Origin of the sequence: Kribbella sp. NPDC056951, from assembly GCF_042674205.1 — a bacterium.
Lineage (GTDB): Bacteria > Actinomycetota > Actinomycetes > Propionibacteriales > Kribbellaceae > Kribbella > Kribbella yunnanensis.
Genome location: NZ_JBHUQZ010000002.1, coordinates 1019973 through 1046180, shown reverse-complemented (window position 1 = coordinate 1046180; position 26208 = coordinate 1019973). Strand labels below are relative to the sequence as shown.

The following is a 26208-nucleotide window of genomic DNA, read 5'->3' as shown; positions in this document are numbered from 1 at the left end:
CTTTCACTGTTTTACGCTCGCGCCCACTGCTGGTTCGGCTGGCCGGTGCAGGCCTTCAGCTGAACCTGCGAACCGTTCGCTGTTCCGGCGGCCTGCAGGCAGAGCGCCGGGTTGTTGATGCTGGAGATCGACTTGTCGTCGTTGAGCTGCCAGGTCTGGTTGATGGCACCCATGCAGTCTGTGATGACGACCGAGCTGTCGGCGCCCGGCGTCACACACTTGTCGGCGTACACGGTGAGCTGCTTGTCGGCGGTCAGGTTGAAGCTCTGGTTGCCGCCACCATTGCAGTCCCACAGGTCGAGCGCCGTACCGTTGGTGGTCGAGAAACCCGGTACGTCGACGCAGCGGTTGCTCTCGACTCCGCGCAGCGGCTCACCTGGCGGGGCCGGCGGCAACGTGTTGACCGGTTCCTTCTTGAGCAGGCCCCAACCCCACTGCAGCTGGGCCAGACCGCTGGCGCTGTTGACCTTCAGATCGCGTTCGCTGACCTGAGTGGTCATCGAGTACGAGTCACCGTTGCGCAGACCGGGCCAGTACACGATGCCCATCCGCTGTGCCCGGGCGGTCTCGGTCAGGGCACCCAGGTACGCCGTGGAGGTGTTCCCCTCGTGATTGCCGTAATTCAGGCCGATCGTCATCGGGGAACCGGCCTCGTCAATGATCGTGCGCCAGCCGTACTCGCCGATCCGCGGCCGCAGGTTCGCGAGCCAGGCGGCCTCGGTGGTGTCGGACGCCCAGAAGCCGTAGAAGTGCAGCGACAGCAGCGTGCCCTTCAGTTCGGGCGCAGCGCCGACCGCGGTGACGTTGTCGTTGTAGCCGGTACCGGAGATGACCAGCCGTCCGCGGGGCACATCCGAGTGCCGGTCGGCCCAGGACGAGGCGAGCGAGATCCAGTCCGGCGCCGAGTAGCCGAACGGTTCGTTCATCGGCTCGAAGTAGACCTTCGGGTTCTTCCGGTACGCCTTGAAGACGGTGTCCCACATCGCGGTGAAGGCGGCGGTGTCGTCGACCCGGCCGTCCTTGGCGTTGTCGGCCTCCCAGTAGCTCAGGATGACCTTGAAGCCTTGATCGGTGGCCGCGTCGATGGCGGCGCGGTAGGACGACCACCAGTTCGTCCCGACGCTGGACGGGTTGATCGGCAGCCGGATGGTGTTCGCGCGCAGCTCGTTGCGGAACTCGGTGAGGATGCCGGTCGACTTCCGGTACGTCGTCCAGTAGCTGTCCGCCGTACTGAGTCCCGACGGCACGACCTCGTCGTCGGCGTAGTTGTCGCGCGGGTCGGCCCAGTTCACGCCACGGAAGTCGGCGGTGTTGGGCTTGGGTGGCGTTGCGGCCGCGGGAACCGTGAGGGTGGCGGCGACGGTGGCGAGGGCCACGGCCGCCCGCCAGAGGGTGGATTTCATCGGACTCCTATCACTTGATACTTCCGGCACTCAGGCCGGATTGCCAGAAGCGCTGGAGCAGCAGGAACGCCACGACGAGTGGCACGATGGTCAGCAGCGAGCCGGTGATGACCAGGTTGTAGATCGGGTTGGCGCCGACTCCGGTGGCCTGGTTGTTCCACTGGGTCAGACCGACCGTGAGCGGGTAGAGGCTCGGTTTGCTGAGCATGATCAGCGGCAGGAAGTAGTTGTTCCAGGTCGCCACGACCGCGAACAGCAACACCGTCACCACACCAGGCGCGAGCAGTCGCAAGGCCACGGTGGCGAAGATTCGTACTTCGCCCGCACCGTCGATGCGGGCCGCTTCCAGCAGCTCGACCGGGATCGCCTCGGAGGCGTAGACCCACATCAGGTACAGGCCGAACGGGCTGATCAGGGACGGGATGATGATCGCCCACACGGTGTTGGTGAGACCGAGCTTCGAGAACAGCAGGAACGTCGGTACGGCGAGCGCCGTACCGGGGATCGCGATCGCGCCGAGCAGTACGGCGAAGACTGCGCGTCGCCCGGCGAACTTGTACTTCGCCAGTCCGTAGCCGGCCGCGGTCGCGAGCAACGTGGCCCCGCCGGCCCCGACGACGACGTACAGGAGGGTGTTTCCCAGCCAGCGCAGGAAGATGCCGTTGTTGTAGGTCAGCGTCTGCTTGATGTTGGCGAACAGCGCGAAGCTGTCACCGAACCACAGACCGGGCGTGGACAGCAGGTCGTCCTGGGTCTTGGTCGCGCTGATCACCAGCCAGACGAGCGGTACCAGGGTGTAGATCAGGTAGAGCACCATCAACCCGGTCAACAGACGCGACGGCTTTGACTTGGTCACAGTGCCTCCCGGGACCCGCGGAGCTGGACGATGTACGCGATGATCGCCGTCAGGACGCCCATCACGATCGCCACCGTGGCGGAGTAGTTGAACTGCTGGCCGGCGAACGAGAGGTTGTAGGCGTACATGTTGGGCGTGTAGTACGTCGTGATCACGTTCGGCGCGAGGGTGCGCAGGATGTTCGGTTCGTTGAAGAGCTGGAAGCTGCCGATGATCGAGAAGATCGTGGCGATCACGATCGCTCCGCGCAGGGCGGGCAACTTGATCGCCCGCACGGTCCGGATCGCACCGGCGCCGTCGATCGCGGCCGCCTCGTACAACTCACCGGGGATCGTGCGCAGCGCCGAGTAGAAGATCAGCATGTTGTAGCCGACGAACTCCCAGGTGACGATGTTGGCGATCGACGGCAGCATCCAGGAACCGCTCAGCGGCTGGATCACGGTGGTTCCGAACAGGTCGTTCAGATCCGCGGCCAGGCCGAAGGTGTCGCCGTACAGGAAGCCCCACATCAGGACGGCGACCACGCCCGGTACGGCGTACGGCAGGAAGATGACGATCCGGAAGAAGCCCGCACCGCGCAGCCGGGCGCTGTCGATCGCCAGCGCGGAGAGCAGCGCGAGGACGAGCATCACCGGGACCTGCACGACCAGGAACACCAGCACCCGGCCGGCCGACTCCCAGAACTTCGGGTCCCGCAGCACCTCGGTGTAGTTGTCCAGGCCGACGAACACCGTGCCGCCGAAGAACGCCTGGTCCCGGTACAGGCTCAGATACACCGCGTATCCGATCGGGGCGAGAAACGTGAGTGCGAAGACGGCCAGGAACGGGCCGACGAAGACCCAGCCTTTCGCCTCTTGCCGCCGCGACATCGCGTCGACCTCCTGATGATTGTTGACGTTAACACCGACGGCGGGGACGCTAGCTTGTTAACGTCAACATGTCTAGAGTGTGGCTTTCAACAGGCGGACGGAGGGGTGGAAATGCGCAGGCGAGGACCCTCGATCGCCGACGTGGCGCGGCTGGCCGGCGTCTCCGGACAGACCGTGTCCCGGGTCGCCAACGACCGGCCGAACGTCGACACCGCCACCCGCGACCGGGTGCTGGCCGCCATGCGCGAGGTCGGTTACCGGCCGAACAGCGCCGCTCGCGCGCTGCGCAACGGCCAGTTCCGCAACATCGGGGTGATCGTCTTCGAACTGTCCAGCTTCGGGAACACCCGCACGTTCAACGCCGTCGGTCAGGCCGCCACGGCGGCCGGCTACGCGATCAACCTGATCCCGCTGCTCGACGCCGACCAGGGCAAGGTGACCGGCGCGTTCACCCGGCTCCAGGAGCAGGCGGTCGACGGCATCATCATCCTGATCGAGGCCCATCAGCTCGACGAGGCCGAGATCCACCTGCCCGAGGGCCTCCCGGTCGTGGTCGTCGACTCCAGCGCGCACTACGACTACCCGATCGTGGACACCGATCAGGCGCAGGGTGCGCGGATCGCGACCGAGCACCTGCTGGATCTAGGGCACGAGACCGTCTGGCATCTCGGCGGCCCGCCCACCTCCTTCGCGGCGACTCGTCGTCGCCGTTCCTGGGAGGAAACCCTGGCTGCGCGTGGGTGTCCGGTCCCGCCGCTGCTGGTCGGTGACTGGTCGGCCGCGTCCGGGTACGCCGTCGGTCGCCAACTGGCCGCGGATCCGGCGGTCACTGCCGTCTTCGCCGCGAACGACGAGATGGCGCTCGGCCTGCTCCGCGCACTCCATGAGGAAGGACGTGAGGTTCCGGGTGACGTGAGCGTGGTCGGCTTCGACGATCAGGAGTCCTCCGCCCAGTTCTGGCCGCCGCTCACCACGATCCGCCAGTTCTTCCCGGAGGTCGGCCGCCGAGCGGTGGAGGCGTTGATCGCCGAGCTCGGGGTCGAGGAACACCACCATCGCCCGGTCAGCGTTCCGACCGAACTTGTCATCCGCGCCAGCACTGCGCCACCACGGGCCGGGTGACGCTCAGGCGTGGGTCACGCGCAAGTTCGCGTACTCGCCGATCATCGGAGCCATCTGGCGCAGGCCGAGTTTGCCGCCGGCCAGCGGATGCTCGTCGTACCACTCGAAGCTGACCAGGTCGTTGACGGCGAATGTGATCAGCCCGCGGCGTACCGACAGCTTCATCCGGTACGGGCCTTGCGCGTCCGCCACCGACGGCAGTGGGTCGGGGCCCTGGGCAACGAGCTGGAAGCCGTGGCTCTTGCGCAGGTTGCAGGTGTGGAAGGCGCGCTCGTCCGGCCAGCGGCGGCGGAAGTAGGAGACGTGGTAGGTGTCGAGATCGCCGTGGTGGTACTGCTCGTACGGGCCGGTGCGCGGCGCGAGGTCGAACAGGTCCTCGCCGTAGCGGCCTGCCGCGTGGAAGAACAAGATGCACAGACCCGGCTCGCGAATCGGCCAGAAGTCCCACTCCACCACGACATCGGCCGGGAAGTCCTCCGGGCACCAGAGGACGACGTTCGCATCCTGGCCGTCGTCCGGCGAGCGCGTGCTCTCCAGCCGCAGCCGGCCCATCGGGAACGAGACAGCGCCGTCGCCCTCGAGCCGGAAACCGGCCAGATCGTCGGCCGCCGCCAGCGGGTTGTTGTACAGCACCCGCGGCAGCCTACGTCACCGGAACGCCCAAGGCCGGCTTCGTATGCGCTTCTCACCATGAGCCGGTACGACGTTGTGCACAGGTCAGCCACGTGCGCTGCCGGACGGTGGTTGAGGGGTGCTCAAGGTGCGGTGGTCGGGGCGACGTTGAGCACGGCTCGACCGTCTCGGTGGGGGCCGGATGGTCGGTGGGTGCTCAAGGTGACCGCCGGCCCGCGATCGCGCTCCCGCGGATGTCTGGCCCCGTTAGTCGGAACGGAATCGGCGCCTGGACCCGAAAATCCTCCGACTAACGCAAGACCTCGAGCCTCACGCACCCCAGCCACAGCCCGTCAGCCCCAGACGACGTGAAGCCGCGGTCACCGGCCTCGCCAACCAGCCCAGCCTCCCGCGTGGCCCGCCCTCTGGTTTTGGTCGGCCGCCTTTGGTGGTCGAGTCCGGGGTACAGGCGCGAAAGGACTCGGCCGGGGACGTGCGCTGTGGCTGATCGCCGCTTCCGGCCGACTAAGAAGACAGTGTGGCTGGGCGACGCGGTGGCTGGGGTGGGTGGTGCGGTCGGTGACCGCCTGCAGGTTGCTTGGGGTTGCCGGGCTGTGGTTGCGGTGCGGGAAAGAGACCGGCTACCGGCTGATCCACGCCTCACGCACGCCCGTGCTGCCGATCGCGCGTTAGCCGGTACTTTTTTTGCGTATATCGCCCCAAAATTGCCGACCAACGCGACCTCCGCGGCTCAACGTCCGACGATCCGGAGACCACGTCTGCGGGTTCTTCCGACGTTGCGGCCACGGGACCCCGGATACCGCAGAGGCAAGCCTTAGAACCGGCATTGCGGGAACGCCGGCAGCTGGTTGCGGGTCGGAGCGGGTCTGTTCGAGTGTGATCGGTTGGTGGTCGGTGCGCTCGGCGCAGGAGAGCATGGCCGGATGACCATTGCTCGGCGCTGGCAGGCGCTGGATCCGGCGGTCCGGGCTGAGGCTCTGGAGTGTGCGCGCGAGCGGAGCGGGGTGCCGGACATCGACCGGCGTGAGGTGTGGGCGTCGCGTGCGTCGGAGGCGGTGGTTGAGCGGGCTGCGGCGAATCGCTCTCGGCCGTGGCCGCAGACGTTGTTGTCGGACTTCGCTCGCTACTGGCGGGACGGGGTGCGGACGGCGTACGAGGGTCCGGTGGGGGAGCGGCTGCGGCGGACGAGTGCGGCGGTGCAGGCTGCTGTGCTGACTGCGGATCAGCAGTACGTCGACGAGGCCGCCGACGGGTTGTTGTTGCTGTGCGAACAGACGACCTGGTGCTGGGCTGCGCATGAGTCGTTCGCGACGGCTCGGGGTGAGGTCGTGGCGGATCCCAGTACGCCGTACCTCGATCTGGGGGCCGCGGAGACGGTGGAGGTGCTGGCATGGGCTGACCTCGTGCTCGGGCCGGCGTTGGATGCGCGCGTGCCGGGTCTGCGCCGGCGGTTGCGGGACGAGGCCGATCGGCGGGTACTGCGGCCGTTCCTCGAGGACCGGCGTTGGCACTGGCTCGGACTCGACGGTCACCTGCACAACTGGAACCCGTGGATCCACGGGCATGTCCTGGCCGCGGCGCTGTTCCTGGAGGACGACCCGGTACGGCGGGGGCAGGTGGTCGACCTGGTTGTCGATGGGCTCGACCGGTATCTGCGCGCGCTGCCGGCCGACGGTGGTTGCGACGAAGGTTACGCGTACTGGTGGAACGGGCCGGCGCGGTTGGCGTCGGCACTCGAGTTGCTCGACCGGATCACGCTGGGCGCGCTGGATCCTTGGTCTGTCGAGCCGTTGGCCGAGCTCGCCCGGTATCCGCAGCGGATGGCGTTGGGTGACGGCTGGTACGTGAATGTCGGTGATGGCCCGGCCCGGCCGAACCCCGACCAACCGTGGGATGTGTTGCACCGCTGGGGTCGCCGGATTGGCGATCGGGAGGTGATGGCTCAGGCGGCCGCACACCGCGATCAGGCGGCGGCCGTCGTCGGTCTCGGACGAGCCTTGGTCGCATTGGTCGACGACGAGTGGTTGCAGGCGACCGTCGTACCGCTGCCGTTGCCTCGCTCCAGTTGGCTGCCTGAGGTGCAGTTGCTGGTGACTCGGCAGGAGGGTGGTTCCACCGCGGGGTGGACGCTTGCCGTGAAGGGTGGGCACAACGACGAGAACCACAACCACAATGACGTGGGCTCGTTCATCGCCGCGCTTGATGCGGTGCCGGTGCTGATCGATCTCGGGCAGCCGACGTACACCGCGATCTCGTTCTCGGATCGCCGGTACGAGCAATGGGCGGTCCGAAGCGAATGGCACAACGTGCCGGTGGTTGACGGCCGCGAACAGGAGGCAGGTTCGCAATGGCGGGCGGCAGAGTTCGCCGTACAGGGCAATGGCGTCGACGTTGATCTGTCGGATGCTTATCCCAGCGGGAGTCTTCGCCGGGTGGTGACATTGGATCGGTGCGTCCGGGTTGTTGACACCTGGGCTGCGGGGAGCGAGGTCGTCGAACACTTCGTGATTGCCGGACAGCCGGTCGCGCACGAGCCTGGCCGCCTCGTGGTCAAGACGCTCGGTGGCAGCATTGCCGAACTGCAGTGGGACGCCCGTCTCGGTACCGGGGAGCTGTCGCGGCGTGTTGTTGACGACGAGTTGTTGCAGGGGGTGTGGGGTTCTGCCGTCCATCGCCTGATCCTTGCGGCAGGCAACAATCGATTCGAACTGACGGTGACCTGATGACGGATGCTCGCTTCACTGGACTGACCCGCGACTCCTGGGCCGCGGTTGCCGATCAGCTGCTGCTGTCGTTGCGCGGTTGGGCCTCGCCCGATCATGCGCGGATCGACCTGCCTGGACCGCAGAGTGCGTACGGGCCCGACAGTGATTCGCTGGAGGCCTTCGCGCGATCCTTCCTGCTGGCGGCGATCCGGCTGAAGGGGGAGGACGGCAAGGATCCGCACGACCTCGCGGGGTGGTACGCCGAGGGTCTGCGGGTCGGCACAGGGCCGCAGGGGTGGCCGCGGCCCGACCAGCTCGGGCAGGCCAAGGTGGAGGCCTGCTCGATCGCGCTCGGCCTGCACCTCAGTCGACCATGGTTGTGGGACCGGCTCGACGATCGCGATCGTGCGCAGATCGTTGCCTGGCTGGCGACCGTGGTCGGCGAGCAGTATCCGCCGATCAACTGGGTCTGGTTCCAGATCGTCGTGGAGACGTTCCTGAAGTCGGTCGGTGGACCCTGGTCCCGCGACGACATCGAGAGCGGCCTCGCCGTACACGAGTCCTTGTACCGCGGCCACGGCTGGTACGCCGACGGTCCGGAGCGAGCGTTCGACCACTACAACGGCTGGGCGCTGCACGTCTATCCGTTGCTCTGGGCATCGATGGATCCCGGGCTCAGCGACGTGAAGCTGCAGGACGCGTGGCGGGACCGGTTGTCGGAGTTCCTCGACTCGACGGTGCACCTGATCGGCGCCAACGGTTCGCCGCTGGTCCAGGGTCGCAGTCTGACCTACCGCTTCGCTGCCGCGGCACCGCTGTGGATGGGCGCGATCACCGGTGCCACCGAGCTCGCGCCCGGTGTCCTGCGTCGCGCGAGTTCGGGAATCCTCAAACACTTCCTCGATCACAAGGTCCCCGACGAGCGCGGGTTGCTCACCCTCGGCTGGTACGGCGAATGGCCGGCGATCGCGCAGTCGTACTCCGGCCCGGGCTCGCCGTACTGGGCGGTGAAAGGCATGCTCGGCCTGATGCTCCCGGCCGATCATCCGGTGTGGACCGCGGCCGAGAAACCCTTACCTGTCGAGGATTCGGACTTCACCCGCGAGATCGCGGAGTCGGGCTGGCTGGTCAGCGGAACGCGGTCGGACGGGATCGTGCGGGTCGTGAACCACGGCACCGACCACTCTGTCCCCGGCGACGAACGCGCCGACTCACCGCTGTACGCCCGCCTCGGGTACTCGACCCACACCATGCCGCCACTCAGTACGCCGTACTGGGCGCAGCCGCTCGAGAACAGCGTCACGATCGTGCACCCCGAACTCGGCCTCGCCCACCGCAACGGCTTCACCGCCGTCACCCCGAACTCGTCGATCGCCTCGCTGCACTGGGTCCGAACCGCCGACGACAACAGCCCTGAACATGGCTCAGGACGCGGGGGAGCGGTCGTGGCCGGGCCCGTTGTCGCGATGACCTCGGTGCTTCGCGGCAGTCACGAAGTACGGGCCGTGCGCATCGATCCGGACGCCGAGCTCGAGCCCGGTTGGCAGATCGAATTCTCCGGCTGGCCCCTCACAGCCGACACCGAACCTACTGCCGAACAGGCTGCCGAAATCCGCACCGGCGCGCTGGTGTCATCCGTCCGGGGCCTTACCACCCAAGACATTCGGCGGACCGACCAGACCGATGCTCTCGGCAACCACACGGCCATCCCGTTCGCGCGGGCGACCGCCGTACCGGGTGCGTTGTACGTCGCCATCGTCTCCCTGGCCGGTGGTGATCCGGAGCCGCTGCCCGATGTACAGGTGGAAGGTGACCGCGTTCTGGTGGCGTGGTCGGACGGTGTCAGCGAGGTATTGACGAGTCCCGGATGACGAGTTCGGGGACGATGAGGACTCGTTGGGGTGGGCGGCGGCGGCCTTCGGTGAGACGGGCGACCATCTGCTCGACGGCGGTGCGGCCGACGACGGGTTTTGGCGGGCGGATCGCGGTCAGGGCTGGCTCGACGAGGTGGGCGATCTCGTCGTCGTAGGAGACCAGGGCCAGGTCGCCAGGAATGCTGATGCCCTGTTCGGCGCAGTACTGGGCGACCGCCATCGCGTCGGGATCGGAGTGCACGACGAGGGCGGTCGTGCCGGCCGAACGGCAGCGGTCGAGGACGTGCGCGACGATGTCGCGGTGGCGCGGCTGGTCCATGTTCACCGACTCGCGGATCACCAGGTCGGGCGAGATGCCGAGGTCCTGGCAGACCAGGGCCCACCCGGCGGCCAGGTGTGCGGAGGTCGGACTGCCCTTTGACAGCAGCAGCGCGAGATTGCGGTGGCCTTGGGCATACAGATGCCGTACGGCGATCTCGACGCCGAGAGCGTGGTCACTGCGGACCCATTCGACCTGGTGCTGGGTCGGTGTCCAGCGCGGTGGCTGCCGCTCGACGAGGATCACCGGTACCGGGAGTTTGGAGATCCAGTCGATCATCTCGCCGACGTCCTCACCCTCCAGGTTCGGCGCGAGCAGCAGGCCCTGGACCTGTTGGGCCTCGATCAGCCGGATGATCTGCCGACGGTCCTCGGCCCAGTCATAACTCGAGCCACGCAGCTGGATCGCGACGCCCAGAGCGGCGGCCGCCGAGCGGGCTCCGCCGACGATCGGCGGCCAGTAGTAGTCGAGTGACGGCACGACCATGCCGATGGTGAACCGAGGCGTGGCCGCGGTACGGCGCCGTGCCACCGGCGCGAGCTCGGTCGGGAGCGTCGCGCCGCCGTGCACCTTGGTCAGCAGGTTCTGGGCGGCCAGCGCGGAGATGTCGCGCCGGATGGTCAGCTCGCTGACGCCGAACAGTTCCGCGAGCTCGCGGACCCGGACCGAACCGTGCCGGCGCAGTTCGTCCATCACCCGCTCGTGGCGTTGGACCCCGAACAACCGATCCTCTGACACCCGCCTCACCCCGATGTTCGAGTCTGAATGTTTCCGATCAAGCCTGTACGAGCCGTAGAGGAGCTGAACACTCTGGTCATCTCATGTTCACATGACAGCAACGGTAACCGCTTACCGCCATGAGGCGCTGGTCGTCATGGATCGCGAGGTGTTCGCTGCGCATTTCGACGAGACCCGGCTCGAGCGACTGGCCGCCTTGGTGGCGCTACCCGATCCGATCTGGACCGACGAACTCGACTCGCCGCAAGCGCGGGAACGGCTGGCGACCGCCGAGCTGCTCGTCACCTCCTGGGGTGCGCCCCGGCTGACGGCGGAGCGGCTGGCGGCGGCACCCAAGCTGCAGGCGGTCTTTCACGCGGCCGGGAGCATCCGGTCGGTGGCCGACCACAGCCTGTGGAGTCGCGATCTCGTGGTGACCAGCGCCGCCGACGCGAACGCCGTCCCGGTCGCGGAGTACACGCTGGCCGCCGTCATCTTCGCCGGGAAGAAGGCACCGTTCCTCGCGGCCGATGCCAGTACGGCGTACCAGGGCTGGTCCCGCCCGCAGGGCTTCGGGGACCTCTCGAACTTCCGGCGCACGATCGGCGTCGTCGGCTTCTCGCGGATCGGCCGCCGGGTCGTGGACCTGCTGCAGACCCTGGAGGGCGCGACCGTCCTAGTCGCCGATCCGCATGCCGACCCGGCCGCCGTGGCGGCGGCCGGCGCACGTCTCGTGGATCTCGGCGAGCTGCTGTCCCGGGTCGACGTACTGACCTTGCACGCGCCGGAGCTACCCAGCACGCGGCAGATGATCGGCGCGGCCGAGCTCGCACAGTTGCCGGACTACGCGACGGTGGTCAACACGGCGCGGGGGAGTCTGGTCGACTCTGCGGCGCTCGCAGCGGAGTGCCGCACCGGCCGGCTGTTCGCGATCCTCGACGTGACCGACCCCGAGCCGCTGCCGGTCGAGTCCCCGCTGCGGGCGGTCCGGAACGTGATGGTCACCCCGCACATCGCCGGTTCGCTCGGCACCGAGATTCATCGCCTCACCGATCACATGCTCGCCGAGCTCACCCGCTGGGTGGCCGGTGAACCCGTCCACGGCCGGATCACGGCCGACGCTTTCCCACTGACTGCCTGAAGGAGATCGTTGTGAGGCGACACCTCGTCACCACCCTGGCCGGCGCGGCAGCGCTGGCGCTGCTCACCGCCTGCGGAGGCGGCTCACCGGAGCCGGCCGCCGACGGGCCGCAGACCATCAAGGTCGCGCTCTGGAACTACGCCACCACGCCGGAGTTCAAGGCGATCATCGACGGCTTCCAGGCGGCCAACCCCGAGATCAAGGTCGAGCCGGTGGACATCCTCGCCGACGACTACGCCGAGAAGGTCACCACGATGCTCGCCGGTGGCGACACCACCGACGTACTGACGATGAAGAACGTCATCGACTACTCGCGGTTCGGCACGCGCGGACAGCTGCTGCCGCTCACCGACCAGGCGGCCAAGCTCGACCCGGCGAAGTACTCGGGGCTGAAGGCCTACGACCTAGACGGCAAGTACTTCGCGCTGCCCTACCGGCAGGACTTCTGGGTGCTGTACTACAACAAGACCCTGCTGAAGCAGGCCGGTGTGCCCGAGTCCAAGCTGCAGAACCTGAGCTGGGCCGACTACGCCACCTTGGCCAAGAGCCTGACCAAGGGCGACGGAGCAAACAAGGTGTACGGCGCCTACCAGCACACCTGGCGCTCGATCGTGCAGGCGACGTCCGCGGCACAGACCGGCGGCAACCTGCTGGGTGGCGACTACAACTTCATGAAGGACCAGTACGCGATGACGCTGGGGTTGCAGCAGGACGGCGCACTGTTGCCGTGGGCAACTGCGTCGAGCCAGAAGGTCTCTTACAACACGATGTTCTCCACCGGCAAGGCGGCGCTGCTGCCGATGGGGACCTGGTACGCCGCGACCCTGCTGGCCGACGCCAAGGCGGGTAAGACGAAGGTCGAGTGGGGAGTGGCGCCGCTGCCGCAGCGCGCCGCCGACGGGAAGGTGACCAGCTTCGGTTCGCCGACCGCGTTCGCCGTGAACAAGAAGTCCAAGCATGCCGAGGCTGCGAAGAAGTTCGTCGAGTGGGCGTCGAGTGAGGCCGGTGCGACCGCGGTGGCCAAGGCCGGTGTCACGCCGTCGCTGCAGAGCCAGCAGATCCTCGACACGTACTTCGCGCTGCCGGGCGTGCCGAGCGACGCGGTGGCCAAGAAGGCGTTCAAGCCGGACAACGTCGTACTGGAGATGCCGATCAGCGACAAGTCCTCCGACGTCGACCAGATCCTGACCGAGGAGCACGAGCTGATCATGACCGGGCAGAAGTCGCTCGACGACGGCCTGGCCGAGATGTCCAAGCGGGTCAAGAACGAGGTCGGCTGAGCTGTGACCACCACCCGCAGCCGGACCTGGGTCGGCTGGAGTTTCATCCTGCCGAACTTCCTCGGGTTCGCCGCGCTCACGCTCGTCCCGGTGATCGCCTCGCTCGCGTTGTCCTTCCTGGACTGGGATTCGTACAGCACACCGCGCTGGGTCGGGCTGGACAACTTCGAGCGGATGATCCACAACGACAACTTCTGGACCGCACTGGGCAATACGGTGTACTACGCGGTGGGGCACGTGCCGCTGACTCTGGCGGCCGCGCTGGGGTTCGCCGTACTGCTGAACCAGAAGCTGAAGGGTGTGCGGTTCTTCCGGACCGCACTGTTCTTCCCTTACATCACCTCGCTGGTCGCGGTGGCGGTCGTCTGGAACATGTTGCTCAGCCCGGAGCAAGGACCGGTGAACCAGTTCCTGCGGGCGATCGGCATCGACCAGCCGCCGGGGTGGACCACCTCGACGACCTGGGCGATGCCGGCCGTCATCGTGGCGAGTGTCTGGCGTGACCTCGGATACTACCTGATCCTCTACCTGGCCGGGTTGCAGACGATTCCCGCCGAGCTCTACGAGGCGGCTCAGGTGGACGGCGCGACCGGCTGGCAACGGTTCCGGTACATCACCGTGCCGGGGCTGCGGCCGACCACGTTCTTCGTGCTGATCATGCTGACGATCTCGAGTTTCAAGGTGTTCGACCTGATCCAGGTGATGACCGAGGGCGGTCCGGGCCGGGCCACCCTGGTGCTGTCCCAGGTGATCTACCGCGAAGGCATCGTGCAAGGCCGGTTCGGCTACTCGTCCGCGGTGTCGATGGTGCTGTTCGTGATCGTGCTGACCATCACCGTCGTCCAGTTCCGCCTGCAACGAAGGAGCGAGGCATGACGGCGTCAGTACGGCGGGGACTCGCCTACGTGCTGCTGGTCGCGTTGTCGGTGGCGGTGCTGGTGCCGTTCGCCTGGATGGTGTCGTCGTCGCTGAAACTCGACGCCGAGGTCTTCTCGGTGCCGGTGCGCTGGATCCCGGCCGAGTTCCATTGGAGCAACTTCGCGACCATCTGGGAGCGGATCCCGCTGCTCACCTACCTGCGGAACTCGGTCTTCCTCAGCATCACGATCACCGCGTTGCAGGTGCTGACCGGCAGTTTCGCGGCGTACGGGTTCGCCAAGGTGCGCTTCCCCGGCCGGGACGTGCTGTTCCTGGCCTACATCGCGACGATCGCGGTGCCGTGGCAGGCATACATGGTGCCGCAGTACGTGATCATGCAGAAGGCGGGTCTGGTGAACACGCACCTGTCGCTGATCCTGCTGCAGGCGTTCAGCGCGTTCGGGGTGTTCCTGATGCGCCAGTACTACCTGACGATTCCCGACGAGCTGAGTGAGGCCGCGCGACTCGACGGGTTGAACGAGTACGGGATCTGGGCACGGATCATCCTGCCGTTGTCGAAGCCGGCGCTGGCGAGCCTGGCCCTGCTCACCTTCGTCAACACGTGGAACGACTACATGGGCCCGTTCATCTACCTGACCGACAACAGGTTGTGGACGATTCAGCTCGGCCTGCGCTCGTTCGTCGGCCTGTACGACGCCGAGTACGCGATGATCATGACCGGCTCGGTGCTGTCGGTGCTGCCGATCCTGGTGATCTTCCTGCTCGGCCAGAAGTACTTCGTGCGCGGTATCGCGACGAGCGGGCTGAAGTGATGGCGTCGCCGCTGGCGCGGGTGAATGTCCGGGCGGATCTCTGGGAGACGCTGTGGTCGTTCGCACACCGGGTCCTCGCGGTCAATCTGCTGCTGGCGCTTGCCGGTGCACCTTTGATGCTGGCACTCGGGGCGGTTGCCGAGCCGTGGCGCTATCCCGTGTTCTTCGGGGTGCTGGCCTTACCGCTGGCACCGGCCGTCGCGGCTGCCTTCGGGTACTACGCCGACGACGACCCGCGTCCGCCGTTGACGAGGTTGTTCCGCCTGATGCGGTCGCGCGCTCGGCGTTCGCTGCTGATCGCGGTCGTCGCGGGCGGCCTGAGCGGGGTACTGGTCACGGACATCAAGGTGCTGGCGAAGTCGCTCCCGGCCGCGGTGCCGCTGCTCGCCGTGTTGCTGCTGCTGATTGCTGTTGGTGCACTCAACGCTCTCGCTCTGGTTGGAACGCCTGTGCGGCTCGCCCTCTACAGCGCGGTGCGCGGGTGGGGGTTGAGTCTGTTGTCACTTGGCGTCCTTGGCGTGGTGGTGGTGATTGTCAGTCAGGCGCCGCTGGTAGGGCTCGCGACCTTGCCGGGATGCGCCCTGTGGGTCGTGCACACGAACACTCAAGCCCAGCTCGCTCGAATTGTGAGGAGAACCGGATGAGAATTTTCAGACCACTCGCTGTGCTCGCCGCCGCCCTGGCCGTGCTCAGCACGACCGCGGTCGCTGCGCCGGCGGCACCGGCGTACGACTCGTTCCGCCCCGGCAGCGAGTGGAAAGACACGAACGGTCAAGTGATCCAGGCGCACGGTGGACAGGTCGTGCCGTCGACCGATCACCGCGGCCGGCGGATCTGGTACTGGTACGGCGAGGACCGCAGCAAAGGCTACTTCGACAGCCCGGGCGTGCACCTCTATTCGTCGTACGACCTCTATAACTGGAAGGACGAAGGGCTCGCACTGCGGGCAATGAGTTCACCGGACCAGTTCGAGAACGACGCGTACTTCAGCAAGCTGTACAAGAAGTACAGCCCCGCGCAGAAGGACGTCGTCTGGCGGGACCTGTCGACCAACAGCGTCCGCACCGACGGCTGGGCCCGGCCGTCGATCCTCGAGCGGCCGAAGGTGATCTACAACCAGGCCACGCGCAAGTGGATCATGTGGGTGCACTCCGACGGACCGTCCTCACCGACCAGTACGTCGACGTACGCGCGCGCCGAGGCTGGAGTCGCGATCGCGGATTCGCCGAAGGGCCCGTTCCGCTGGATCGATTCGTACCGGCTGAACCGCGTGCCGAGTGATTCGGTGCCGTGGTGCGGTACGTCGTCCGCGTTCGACCCGGCCGGTGGGATGGCGCGGGACATGAGCCTGTTCGTAGATGACGACGGCAAGGCCTACATCATCTACTCGTCCGAAGAGAACCGGACGATGTACATCTCGAAGCTCAACCGTGACTACACCTACCTGTCCGCGCGGCCGGAGAACGCCGTACAGGGCAAGGACTTTGTCCGCACGCTGGCCTGCAACCAGCGCGAGGCGCCCGCGATGTTCAAGTCGGAGGGCCGGTACTACCTGGTGACGTCCGGGGCCACCGGCTGGGACCCGAACCCGGCGCGGTACGCGACCTCCAGCACGATCCTCGGCCAGTACGCCGACCAGGGGAACCCGATCACCGGCCCGGGTGCCGCGAACACCTACCGGTCGCAGAGCACCAACGTGATCCCGATCGATGCCAAACGCAACAAGTTCGTCTTCATGGGTGACCGCTGGACCCCGAACGATCTCGCGAACGCGCCGTACGTCTGGATGCCGATGTCCTTCGGCGAAGGCGGCAGCCTGTCGATCGGCCCGGACCAGGAGTGGAAGCTGGACGACCTCCAGCCCTACCGCCGCTGGACCGTCGAGACGCCGCTACCGGAAAGCCTCCAACTCGGCGACACCAGCAAGCTGCCCACCAAGGTCCAGGTGCGCACAGGCTCGCGGGTGACCTCCGTCGGCGTGACCTGGGACGCCACGAGTGTGGCCAAGCCGGGGACGGCAAGCCTGCGCGGCACACTCGCGGACGGCCGCGCCTTCACCCGCTCGATCGTCGTCGTACCACAAGGCCTGCGGTACGCCGTCAACGCCGGCGGCATCGCCACCACGGACTGGCAGGTGCTCACGCGGGCGGGTTCGCTGCTGAACTCGAGCCCCGAACAACCCCTCGGCACGGACCCAGTCACCGGCCAGACCTGGGGCTACACCGGCGACAGCGCGCCGGCCGGCCCGGCCAACGGCGACCTCTACAGCACCCTGCGCTACGCCAAGAACCACGAGCCCCTCGTCTACACCTTCGGCGGTCTCGCCCCCGGCACCTACACCGTCCACGCCGGCTACTTCGACCCCTGGCCCTGGGCCAACCGCGCCGCCCAGGTAACGATCAACGGCACCGTCGTCGACCAGCAACGACTCTTCACCGCCACCAACGAAGCCGCCGCGTACGACGGCGTCGCAGTAGGCACCGACGGCAAGCTCACCGTCACAATCGCCCCAACCCGCTCACCCGACATCCAGATCAGCTGGCTAATGATCAGCCAGCCGACGTAGTCGAGTCGCCGTCAGCTAACGTCCGAAGATCCGGAGACCATGTGTGCGGGTTTTCGGACGTTGTGGCGGCGTGCGGGGTTAGCGCAGGCGGCGGCGGGGGGTTGGGGTGCTGGCTGGGCTGGGGACGCCGAGGCGGCCTAGGTATTGCTCGAGGGTGAAGGCGGCCATGCCTAGTGCTACTGGGTTGCCCGGGACGGCGGAGGCTTCGACTACTAGGCCGGCCATCGACCCGGGCAACACGTGCGTGGGGAGTTCGTCGCGGACTGCTGGGATGAGCCACTGGCCGATGGCGGATGAGGTCCAGCCGGTGAGGGTCAGGTGCGGGATGTTGAGGAGGTTGACCAGGTCGGCGAGGGCGGCCGCCAGATAATGCGCGGTACGGCGGGCCAGTTCGGTCAGCTCGGGGTCGTCGGCGGCTAGCCCTTGGGCGATTGCGTCGACGAAACCGCGTTGCAGCGGCTGCTTCAGCGCGGAGTGGTTGGGGGCGATCTCGGCCAGGGTCATCTCGAGGCCGTGGACGCCGAGGTAGGCCTCGACGCAGCCGCGTCGTCCGCAGCGGCAGGGGCGGCCGTCCAGTTGCAGGAGGGTGTGGCCCCACTCGCCGGCGTTGTTGGTGGCGCCGCGGATGAGGGTGCCCTCGATCGCGAGCCCGGCGCCGACTCCGGTACCGAGGTTGACCACGGCCATCGTGTCGGTGACGCGGCCGACGCCGAACCACATCTCCGCCAGCGTGATCGCCTTCAGCGGATTGTCGACGTACACGGAGATGCCCAGGCGGTTCTCCAGCAGCTCCTCGATCCGGACGTCGTGCCACTGCCAGTTCGGCGCGAACACCGAGACTCCGGCATCCGGCTGGACCTGGCCCGGCATGCTGACGCCGACGCCGATCAGCTCCGTCCGGCCGGAGTCGACGGTCGCCAGCGCGTTCTCGGTGGCGGTGACGATGCCGTCCACGACGTACGCCGGGTCGTTCTTGTGCTCGTCGAGGGCGATCGCGCTGTGCCCGAGCGGGCCGAGTCCCAGGTCGAACACGGTCGCGTCGACGTAGGTCTCGGCGACATCGACACCGACGATCCGCCCGCGATCCGGGTCGATGCTGAGCCGCTCGTACGGGCGTCCGACGGTACGGCGTTCCACCGTGGCGATCCGCAGTACGCCGGCCGCCAGGAACTCGTTGACCAGCGTCGCCACCGTGGCCGTGCTCAGCCCGGTGTGCCGGGTGAGCTCCTGCCGCGTCGACGGGCCGAGCGTGAACAGCGCGTGGAGAACCTCGAACCGGTTCTCGTTGCGCAGGTCATGGGAGGTCTGTCGTGGCACCAAATCCCCCTCAATCCGTCGGTGGCTCCAGCCGTAGCGTACGCAGTTCAGCCGCTCCAGCGCCGTCAACACCGCGGAGCAGCAAGGTGAGACCCGCCCAACCAGGCGGGATCCAGAGCCGGTCGGGGTCCCCGCCCGAGAACGCGGGCCGATCACCCAGCCAGACGCGGCCGATGCATTCACCGCCGGACCAGCCGGTCACCCGAAGCTGAGTGCCCTCGAACCTCAGCACGTAGCCGGCGTCCGACGCGGGCAGATCCACGTCGAGCCAAGCCTCCTCACCGGCTGCGAGTTCGAGCGGCAGCTCGACAGCGAGGCCAGGGCTGGAGGAGACCGCGAAGGCGGTCAGCAGCTCGTCGTCCTGGGCAGTGCAGGACCACCCGGTCACCGCGGCCAGCGTCAGCAGGTCGGCACCGAGACCAGGACGGCTCGCGTCGTGGGGCAGCGTCACGGCGACCTGCGACGACCCGGCCGGCAGGAGGACCCACGGGTTCTCTGCAAAGACAGTGACAGGGTCCGCGCTGTCGATCCGGACGAACACAGGCTCGTCGAGGCCACGCAGCAGCAGCGCCGCAGGCGTGGGGGAGTGGACCAGCCGGGTGTAAGTGACTCGTTCGCCACCTCGCGTACTGCTCCACCCACCGAGTGCCCGAACCGGCGCTGGCTGCCCAGCCCAGTGACCGCTCACCGTCCACAACGCCGTCACGTCCCGAACCGCCGTGACCTTCCAGACCGAGCCGAGACCGCGCAGAGCACCGAGCCGCAACGCAGGCAGCCGGGTGTCGTCGAAGTTCGCGTGCCCCCAGATCTCGACGGTCGCCTCGATCGGGACCGGCCCGGTCAGCTCCCGCACATCGATCCGCCGCGGCGCACCGAACGTCACGAACGACGGCCGGACCACACCCCCGATCGTGAGGTCGACGATGTCGGCGGCTCCGGCCACGAGCAGCTGGTCGACGCCGGTGAGATCCGTCGTCGCGCTGTACGTGCCGCGCCCGCGATAGACACCGAGCGATTCGAGCGTCGGCGGCAGCTCGTAGTCACCGGCCACGGCAACCGGCGCCTCGCCCGACCGACGTCGTACCGAGGTCACGGTTGTCGCCGCGCCCACCTCATCGACCTGCTTGGTTACAGCTGGAGGAACTGCGACAAGCGAAAGGTCCGCAACGGTCGCTGTCGAGCCGACCGGTACCACGACCGTGATGTCGTCGATGACGACGGTCACCGGCACGGCGGACGAGAACACCAGCTCGCCGTCCGTGACACCAACCAGATCCGCCGAAGCAACCGTGAGCGTATGCGAGCCCACCGGCAGCCCGACCGGCATCAGCGGACAAGCACCGGCCGCGACCTCCACCCGCACACCGGCGATCGTCGCGTGCCCATCGACCAGGCCGAGATTCGGTACGGCGATCACCTGCCCACCACCGCTCAGTTCCAGCGCGCCGAACACCGAGCTGGTCGGGAAGTCGGTCAGCACCTCAGCAGCCGGCGTGGCCACGGCCGGTCGCGGACCCAGTACGTCGATCACTCGCGCCAGAACCTGCGCTTCGGCGTACTCGGGCCGTTCCTGACCGGTCGGCGACACATACCCGCCGAAGTCGTACCAATGGCTCATGAAGTTGCCGGGGTCACCCCAGTTCCCCGTCGACGGCGTGTAGCCGAAGTTCCAGCCGGACGACTGCAGGTACGGCGCGATCAGCGTCGCACCGGACACCAGCAACCTCCGCAATGTCCGGTGCCGACGGTTCGTCTCGGTCACCAGCAACGGGAGGTCGCGCTCAGCCAGCAGATCGTGATACCGCCGTACCTCGGCCTCGATATGCGGTGAGTCGTCGTCGGGATAGAAGTTGCAAGCCGGTACGACGCCCGCGACGTCACCGGTGGCGCCGAACAAGTCACCCTGTCCCGCGCAAGCGATCAACGGCACCGTGATCCCGTGCCCGATCGCCAGATCCCGCAGGGCGGTCAGGTAACCCGGCCGATCCGTGCAGTCGAAGAAGTCGAGCTCGTTCTCCAGCTGAACCATGATGACTGGCGAGTGCTGCCGCTCGGCCAGGATCGGCATGACCTGATCGAACCAGGCCGCGACCTGTGCCAGGAACCGCGGCTCGTTCTGCCGAACCTGGAGTTCGGGGTCAAGCCCCAGCCAGGCCGGCAGCGCACCGCCGTCCCACTCCGAACAGATATAAGGACCGGGCCGCGCGATCACCGACAAGCCGGCTGCGGCCGCCAGGTCCAGGAACGCCGCGACATCACGACGCCCCTCGAAGTCCCAGCGACCAGGAGAGAGCTCGTGAAAGTTCCATGGCAGGTAGACGTCCACACAGGTGTAGCCGGACGCGCGGACCTGGTCGAGCCGGGCGCGCCACTGCTCCCGCGGCAGGCGGAAGTAGAACAGCGACGCGCACAACTGGATAGTGTTCACTTGACCCCCGCGCTGCCGCCGCTGATGTCCATCTCGTACAGGTATTTCTGGCCGAGGTAGTAGACCAGGATCATCGGCAGCGTGAGCAGGATCGACCCGACCATCACCAGGTTCCAGGGCGGGGCCTGGAGGGCTTGCGACGTACTGGTGATGTACTGCACGCCGAGCGCGAGCGGCATCTTGGACTCGTCGTTCAGGTAGATCAGCGGACCCATGAAGTCACCCCAGGTGGCCGTCAGGGTGAAGATGCCGATCGCGATCAGCACCGGGGCGAGCATCGGCAACATGATCCGGCGGTAGATGCCGAAGAAGCCGAGCCCGTCCACCATCGCCGCCTCGTCGATCTCGCTCGGCAGCCGGGACACGAACTGCCGGACCAGGAAGACGTTGAAGGCGTTGGAGAAGAAGTTCGGCACGATCAAGGGCAGGAAGGTGTTCACCCAGCCGAGCTCCTTGAACAGGATGAACTGCGGGATCATCGTGATCTGCCCAGGGATCATCATCGTCGCGATGACGATCAGGAACAGCGCGTTCTTCCCCGGCGCCCGCAACCGAGCGAACGCGTAGCCGACCAGGCCGCTGGACAGCACCTGCCCGGCCACCGCGCCGACCGAGATGATCACCGAGTTCAGCAGGAAGCGCTGCATCGGCAACTCGGTCCCGAAGACGCGGGTGAAGTTCTCCCAGTGGAACTCGCGCGGGATGATCGTGAACCCGTTCGCGTTGACCGTCTGATCACTGGCCAGCGCGATCGAGACCACGAAGACCAGTGGCACCGACAGTACGGCGGACACCACGATCAGCGTGGCGTAACTGAACGGCGTCGCGCGGAATGCACGGACCGACATCTACCGGACCTCCGTCTCGTAGAACACCCAGCGCCGTGCGCTCCGGAACGCGACCAGGGTGAAGACCATGATCACGGCGAAGAGCAACCACGACAGCGCGGACGCATAGCCCAAGTGGTAGAAGGAGAACGCCTGGTCGAACAGCAGCGGAACCATCGTCTGGCTGGCGTTGTTCGGTCCGCCCTTGGTCAGGATGTAGACCTGGGAGAACACCTGGAACGCGCCGATCAACCCCATGATCAGGTTGAAGAAGATGATCGGCGTCAGCTGCGGCACCGTGATACTCCAGAACTGCCGGATCGAGCTCGCCCCGTCCACCTCGGCCGCTTCGTACAACTCCCGCGGGATGCCCTTCATTGCCGCCAGCAACAACACGGTCGCGCCGCCCGCACCCCAGACCGACAGCAGGATCAGTGCCGGTTTCACCCAGACCGCTTCCAGCAGCCAGGACGGGCCGGGGATACCGACCACGCCGAGCAGGTCGTTCAGCGGACCGGACGGCGCAAGCACCATCTTGAAGATCATCGCGGTCGCGACCAGCGGGACCAGTGTCGGCAGGTAGATCAGCGTCCGGAACAGCTTGCGCATCCGCACCTGCTTGTTCAGCAGGTTCGCCAGCCACAGGCCGAGCACGAGACCGAGCGGGACCGAGATCGCGGCGTAGTAGAACGTGTTCCACAACGCCTTCCAGAACACCGGATCGTCGGTGAGCAGGCGCCGGTAGTTGTCCAGGCCCACCCACTTCGGGGGTGTGAAGGAGTCCCAGTCGGTCAGCGAGAAGTAGATCGAGGCAACCATCGGGCCGAGCAGGAACACCACGAACCCGATGATCCAGGGCGAGGCGAACAGGTAGAACCAAAGCGCCTCCCGGCGCCGCAGCTTCGACATCCGCCTACCCCGCCGGCTTGACGACCGACTCGAGCTTCGCCTGTACGGCGGTCAGCGCGCTCCGGGCGTCGGTCTTGCCCAGCCAGAAGTCGGCGAGTCCGTCGTCGAAGGCCTTCTGCATCTCGTTCCAGGCCGGGATGAACGGCGCCCGGTAGATGAAGTCGCTCGACTCGCCGAACACCTTCATGTTCACCGGCTTGGTCATCCAGGACGGCTTCAGGAACGCGTCGCTCTTCTGCACCTCGACGGCAGCCGGCACGTCCTCACCGGTGGCGATGATCTGCTGCTGGGCCGGCGGCGAGGTCAGGAACTCGATCGCCTTGAACGCGGCATCGGGGTTCTTGACGGTCCGGGAGATGGCCAGGCCACTACCGAACGCCGTCACCGCCTGCTGCTTGCCCCGCCACAGCGGTGCGATGTCCCAGTCGATGGTGGCCTTGGACAGACCGTTGATCGCCCAGAAACCGGTCGTGTTGACGGCGACCTTGCCGCTGGCGAACGCCGCGTCGCCACCGACGTCGGCGCCCATGTCGGCGTACTGCTTCTGGTTCGGTACGACGCCGTGCTTCGTCACCAGGTCACCGGCCCACTGCAGCGCCTCGATCACCTCGTCGGTGGCGACCGCGGGCTTACCCGCGTCGTCGATGATCTTGCCGCCGTTCTGATAGACGAAGCTCCACCACTGCGCCCACCAGCCGGCACCGGAGTAGCCCCACTGCTTACCAGGCACAGTGAGTTCCTTGAACGCGCTGAGTGCGTCGTCCCAGGTCCAGTCGGCGGTCGGGGCCTTGATGCCCTTCGCTTCGAACAGCTTCTTGTTGTAGTACACGATCATCGCGCCGGAGCGGTCCGGGATCGCGTAGACCTTGTCCTGGTAGCTGTAGATCTTGCCGATCGCACCGAACCGCTGGGTGAGGTCGAGGTTCGCCTTCTTCGCCAGGTCGTCGAGCGGCAGCAGCTGGTTCTTGCTGGAGTAGACGTTGACGTTCTCGGCCACCTGCATGATGTCCGGGCCCTTGCCGCCCGCGATCATCGTCTGCACCTTCTGTGCGTAACCGTCGCTGGGGATCAGCTGCAGCTTCACCTTCAGCTCCGGGTACTTCGCGACCAGCAGATCGATCCGCTTCTGGTACGTCGCCTTGTCGTTCTCGCCGCCCCACACCGTCATCACGAGTTCGGCGGCCGCGTCACCACCACCGGACGGCTTGTCGCTGTCCGCACCACAGGCGGTCAGCGTGATCATGCCCGCGGAGAGTCCCAGTCCGAGGAAACCCCGTCGCGAGAGACCCCCGTTCGACGTCGATGTCATCGCCGTGCCTCCTTCTGCTCAGGGGTTGAGGTGGGGGTTAAACTAACCGTCAGAAAAACCCTTGCCAAGACCTCGTTCGAGATCCGGCTGAATCGTGACCGAATGCCTGTTAGCGTGAACAACTCACTACCCCAAGGAGTTTTCATGCCGATCGAGTCAGCAGCGGGCAGAGTGCGGTGGACGAGCGGGGCGGTCGAGCTCCTCCTCCTGACCGACGACACCGCGCCGGTCCGGATCAGCTCGTTACGACCGGCCGAGGTGCAGCCGCCGAGCGAAGACCTCGCGGTCAACCTGGTCGAACTGAACCTGACAGGTCACGGCCGGATTCATCAGCCGCCCGGCACCCGGCACCGCACTTACGCGGCGGCCGACGCCCTCCGACTGGTCGAGGTCACCGAGCAGAAGAATGCTGCGGGCAACGAAGTGCTGGTGGTCCGGCAGGCCTCCAACGATCTCGAGGTAGTGAGCCGGATCGAGAGCTGGGCCGGTACGTCGGTGCTGCGCGCAACGACCGAGGTGATCAACCGGGGCACCGGCGAACTCACCCTGACCTACCTCTCGTCACTCGCGCTGGCGGGCTTCGGAGGCGGGTTGCGAGCGGGCACCCGGATCCACCAAGCGCGGAACTCGTGGTGCGCGGAGTTGCGCTGGCAGGTGCTGAGCCCGGAGCAGGCCGGCCTGGTGAGCATCCTCGGGTCTGGTGACCCCAAGGACCGGTTCGCCGCCACCAGCCTCGGCAGTTGGTCGAGTGCAGAGTTGCTGCCGATGGGTGCCATCGAGACCGATGAGCTGACCTGGACTTGGCAGATCGAACATCAAGGTGCGTGGCACTGGGAGCTCGGTGGGCTGAAGGAGGATCTGTATCTGCAGGTCTCCGGCCCGACCGATGTCGAGCATCAGTGGCGGCAACGCCTGGCGCCGGGGGAGTCGTTCACCACGGTCCCGGTCGCCGTCGCGGTAACCCGCGGTGGCCTCGACGACGGGTTGCGCGCACTCACGTCGTACCGGCGGGCGATGCGGCGACCGCAGGTGGATCACAGCAATCTGCCGGTGATCTTCAACGATTACATGAACTGTCTGTGGGGCGATCCGACCGCCGACAAGCTCAGTCCGCTGGTCGCGGCCGCGGCTGAGGCCGGTGCGGAGTACTTCGTGATCGACGCCGGCTGGTACTCCGACGACTCGGGCTGGTGGGACACCGTCGGGGCGTGGGAACCGTCGAAGGTCCGCTTCCCCGATGGCCTCGGTGTGACGATCAAGGAGATCCAGGACGCCGGCCTGGTACCGGGATTGTGGCTGGAGCCCGAGGTGGTCGGCGTGCGGAGTGAGATCGCCGAGCAGCTCCCGCCGGACGCGTTCTTCTGGCGGGACGGCCGCCGGATCGCGGAGACCGGCCGCTACCACCTCGACTTCCGGTCGGCGGCCGTCCGCGAGCGGATGGATTCGGTGGTCGACGGTCTGATCGCGCAGTACGGGATCGGTTACTTCAAGTTCGACTACAACATCAACCTGCCCGGTACCGATGCTCTCGGTGAGGCTCCCGGGGCTGGGTTGCTAGGTCACAATCGTGCATACCTGTCCTGGCTCGACGACCTGCTGGATCGGCATCCCGGGCTCGTTCTGGAGAGCTGCGCATCCGGAGGCATGCGACTCGATTACGCGATGCTCGAGCGGATGACGCTGCACTCGACCAGCGACCAGGTCGAGCTGCTCGCGTATGCGCCGATCGCCGCTGCCGCACCGAGTGCCGTGACCCCCGAGCAAGGTGCGGTGTGGGCTTATCCGCGGCCCGTGCATACCCCGGAAGAAGCATCGTTCGCGTTGGTGAATGCACTGCTGGGCCGGATCCATCTGTCCGGGCGACCCGACGAAATGGACGCAGAGCAACGGATTCGGGTCGCTGCGGCAGTCTCGACGTACAAGGAGTATCGCTCCCTCATCGCGCAGGCCGAGCCGTACTGGCCCCTCGGTCTCCCTGGCTGGTACGACGACCAGATCGCGCTGGCGCTCGTTGCCGACGGCACCGCTTTGCTGGCGGTCTGGCATCGCGGCGACGGTGCCACGACTGTCGACGTACCGCTGCCTGGTACCTGGCGAACCGCCGACGTGCTGTTCCCGGCCGACCTGCCGACGACCCTCGATCTGGAGGGCAGCCGACTCGGTGTCGGCCTGCCTGCCGGTCCGGCGGCACGCCTCATCCGCCTGCAGCACTGACGCGAGCGAGGACTTGACCAATACCACT

General features: G+C 67.0%; 20 protein-coding genes. 10 read left to right on the top strand and 10 right to left on the bottom strand.

Annotated features, from left to right (window positions below; genetic code table 11):
• Positions 1–11: 11 nt before the first annotated feature.
• The 3 genes from ACFTSF_RS12205 to ACFTSF_RS12195 are packed head-to-tail and all read right to left on the bottom strand — an operon-like array spanning position 12 to position 3128.
• The gene (locus tag ACFTSF_RS12205) at positions 12–1403 is read right to left on the bottom strand and encodes a ricin-type beta-trefoil lectin domain protein (RefSeq protein ID WP_380153874.1); all 1392 of its coding nucleotides are present in this window, start codon (positions 1401–1403) and stop codon (positions 12–14) included.
• 10 nt (positions 1404–1413) lie between these two features.
• Positions 1414–2259 carry a carbohydrate ABC transporter permease gene (locus tag ACFTSF_RS12200; RefSeq protein WP_380153873.1) on the bottom strand — a complete coding sequence of 282 codons (846 nt, stop codon included), beginning with the start codon at positions 2257–2259 and terminating at the stop codon, positions 1414–1416.
• A complete protein-coding gene (locus ACFTSF_RS12195) occupies positions 2256–3128 on the bottom strand; it encodes a carbohydrate ABC transporter permease (protein WP_380153872.1) in 873 nt (290 codons plus the stop codon). Before ACFTSF_RS12195 ends, ACFTSF_RS12200 begins: the two co-directional genes overlap by 4 nt.
• A 111-nt stretch (positions 3129–3239) precedes the next feature.
• Between ACFTSF_RS12195 and ACFTSF_RS12190 the strand changes: the two genes are divergently transcribed.
• Complete coding sequence (locus ACFTSF_RS12190; protein WP_380153871.1) at positions 3240–4250, top strand: LacI family DNA-binding transcriptional regulator; 1011 nt, start codon at positions 3240–3242, stop codon at positions 4248–4250.
• Positions 4251–4253: 3 nt separating this feature from the next.
• On the opposite strand, the gene ACFTSF_RS12185 is transcribed toward ACFTSF_RS12190, so the two are convergent.
• The gene (locus tag ACFTSF_RS12185) at positions 4254–4883 is read right to left on the bottom strand and encodes a DUF1961 family protein (protein WP_380153870.1); all 630 of its coding nucleotides are present in this window, start codon (positions 4881–4883) and stop codon (positions 4254–4256) included.
• 923 nt (positions 4884–5806) lie between these two features.
• Here ACFTSF_RS12185 and ACFTSF_RS12180 point away from each other — a divergent pair.
• Positions 5807–7606, top strand: a complete 1800-nt coding sequence (locus tag ACFTSF_RS12180; RefSeq protein ID WP_380153869.1) for a heparinase — start codon at positions 5807–5809, stop codon at positions 7604–7606.
• The gene (locus ACFTSF_RS12175) at positions 7606–9459 is read left to right on the top strand and encodes a DUF2264 domain-containing protein (RefSeq protein WP_380153868.1); all 1854 of its coding nucleotides are present in this window, start codon (positions 7606–7608) and stop codon (positions 9457–9459) included. Before ACFTSF_RS12180 ends, ACFTSF_RS12175 begins: the two co-directional genes overlap by 1 nt.
• Here the strand turns inward: ACFTSF_RS12175 and ACFTSF_RS12170 are convergent.
• Positions 9431–10519: a substrate-binding domain-containing protein gene (locus ACFTSF_RS12170; RefSeq protein WP_380153867.1), complete on the bottom strand. Its 1089-nt coding sequence runs from the start codon at positions 10517–10519 to the stop codon at positions 9431–9433. The two genes, ACFTSF_RS12175 and ACFTSF_RS12170, sit on opposite strands and share 29 nt — an antisense overlap.
• Before the next feature lie 91 nt (positions 10520–10610).
• Here ACFTSF_RS12170 and ACFTSF_RS12165 point away from each other — a divergent pair, with 91 nt between their 5' ends.
• From ACFTSF_RS12165 to ACFTSF_RS12140, 6 genes are read left to right on the top strand one after another with little or no spacing between them, the layout of a single operon-like run.
• Entirely contained in the window at positions 10611–11639 is a 1029-nt protein-coding gene (locus tag ACFTSF_RS12165) for a hydroxyacid dehydrogenase (protein ID WP_380153866.1), read from the top strand.
• An 11-nt stretch (positions 11640–11650) separates the two neighbouring features.
• The gene (locus ACFTSF_RS12160; RefSeq protein WP_380153865.1) at positions 11651–12919 is read left to right on the top strand and encodes an ABC transporter substrate-binding protein; all 1269 of its coding nucleotides are present in this window, start codon (positions 11651–11653) and stop codon (positions 12917–12919) included.
• A gap of 3 nt (positions 12920–12922) precedes the next feature.
• Positions 12923–13795, top strand: coding sequence for a carbohydrate ABC transporter permease (locus tag ACFTSF_RS12155; RefSeq protein WP_380153864.1), 873 nt, complete (start codon positions 12923–12925; stop codon positions 13793–13795).
• Positions 13792–14610, top strand: coding sequence for a carbohydrate ABC transporter permease (locus tag ACFTSF_RS12150; protein ID WP_344163348.1), 819 nt, complete (start codon positions 13792–13794; stop codon positions 14608–14610). The genes ACFTSF_RS12155 and ACFTSF_RS12150 overlap by 4 nt, the downstream gene beginning before the upstream one ends.
• Positions 14610–15254 (top strand): hypothetical protein, encoded by a 645-nt coding sequence (locus tag ACFTSF_RS12145; protein ID WP_380153863.1) that lies wholly within the window; start codon positions 14610–14612, stop codon positions 15252–15254. The genes ACFTSF_RS12150 and ACFTSF_RS12145 overlap by 1 nt, the downstream gene beginning before the upstream one ends.
• Positions 15251–17176, top strand: coding sequence for a glycoside hydrolase family 43 protein (locus tag ACFTSF_RS12140; protein WP_380153862.1), 1926 nt, complete (start codon positions 15251–15253; stop codon positions 17174–17176). The genes ACFTSF_RS12145 and ACFTSF_RS12140 overlap by 4 nt, the downstream gene beginning before the upstream one ends.
• Before the next feature lie 78 nt (positions 17177–17254).
• Here ACFTSF_RS12140 and ACFTSF_RS12135 read toward each other — a convergent pair whose 3' ends face one another.
• Genes ACFTSF_RS12135 through ACFTSF_RS12115 form a run of 5 tightly spaced genes read right to left on the bottom strand, consistent with a single transcriptional unit; the run spans position 17255 to position 23966 of the window.
• The gene (locus ACFTSF_RS12135) at positions 17255–18493 is read right to left on the bottom strand and encodes an ROK family protein (protein WP_380153861.1); all 1239 of its coding nucleotides are present in this window, start codon (positions 18491–18493) and stop codon (positions 17255–17257) included.
• 10 nt (positions 18494–18503) lie between these two features.
• Complete coding sequence (locus tag ACFTSF_RS12130) at positions 18504–20921, bottom strand: beta-galactosidase (RefSeq protein ID WP_380153860.1); 2418 nt, start codon at positions 20919–20921, stop codon at positions 18504–18506.
• Complete coding sequence (locus tag ACFTSF_RS12125) at positions 20918–21769, bottom strand: carbohydrate ABC transporter permease (RefSeq protein ID WP_344163363.1); 852 nt, start codon at positions 21767–21769, stop codon at positions 20918–20920. The genes ACFTSF_RS12130 and ACFTSF_RS12125 overlap by 4 nt, the downstream gene beginning before the upstream one ends.
• The gene (locus ACFTSF_RS12120) at positions 21770–22657 is read right to left on the bottom strand and encodes a carbohydrate ABC transporter permease (RefSeq protein WP_380153859.1); all 888 of its coding nucleotides are present in this window, start codon (positions 22655–22657) and stop codon (positions 21770–21772) included.
• Between the two features lie 4 nt (positions 22658–22661).
• Entirely contained in the window at positions 22662–23966 is a 1305-nt protein-coding gene (locus ACFTSF_RS12115) for a sugar ABC transporter substrate-binding protein (protein ID WP_344163369.1), read from the bottom strand.
• A 144-nt stretch (positions 23967–24110) separates the two neighbouring features.
• Between ACFTSF_RS12115 and ACFTSF_RS12110 the strand changes: the two genes are divergently transcribed.
• Entirely contained in the window at positions 24111–26180 is a 2070-nt protein-coding gene (locus tag ACFTSF_RS12110) for a glycoside hydrolase family 36 protein (protein ID WP_380153858.1), read from the top strand.
• The last annotated feature ends 28 nt before the right edge of the window (positions 26181–26208 follow it).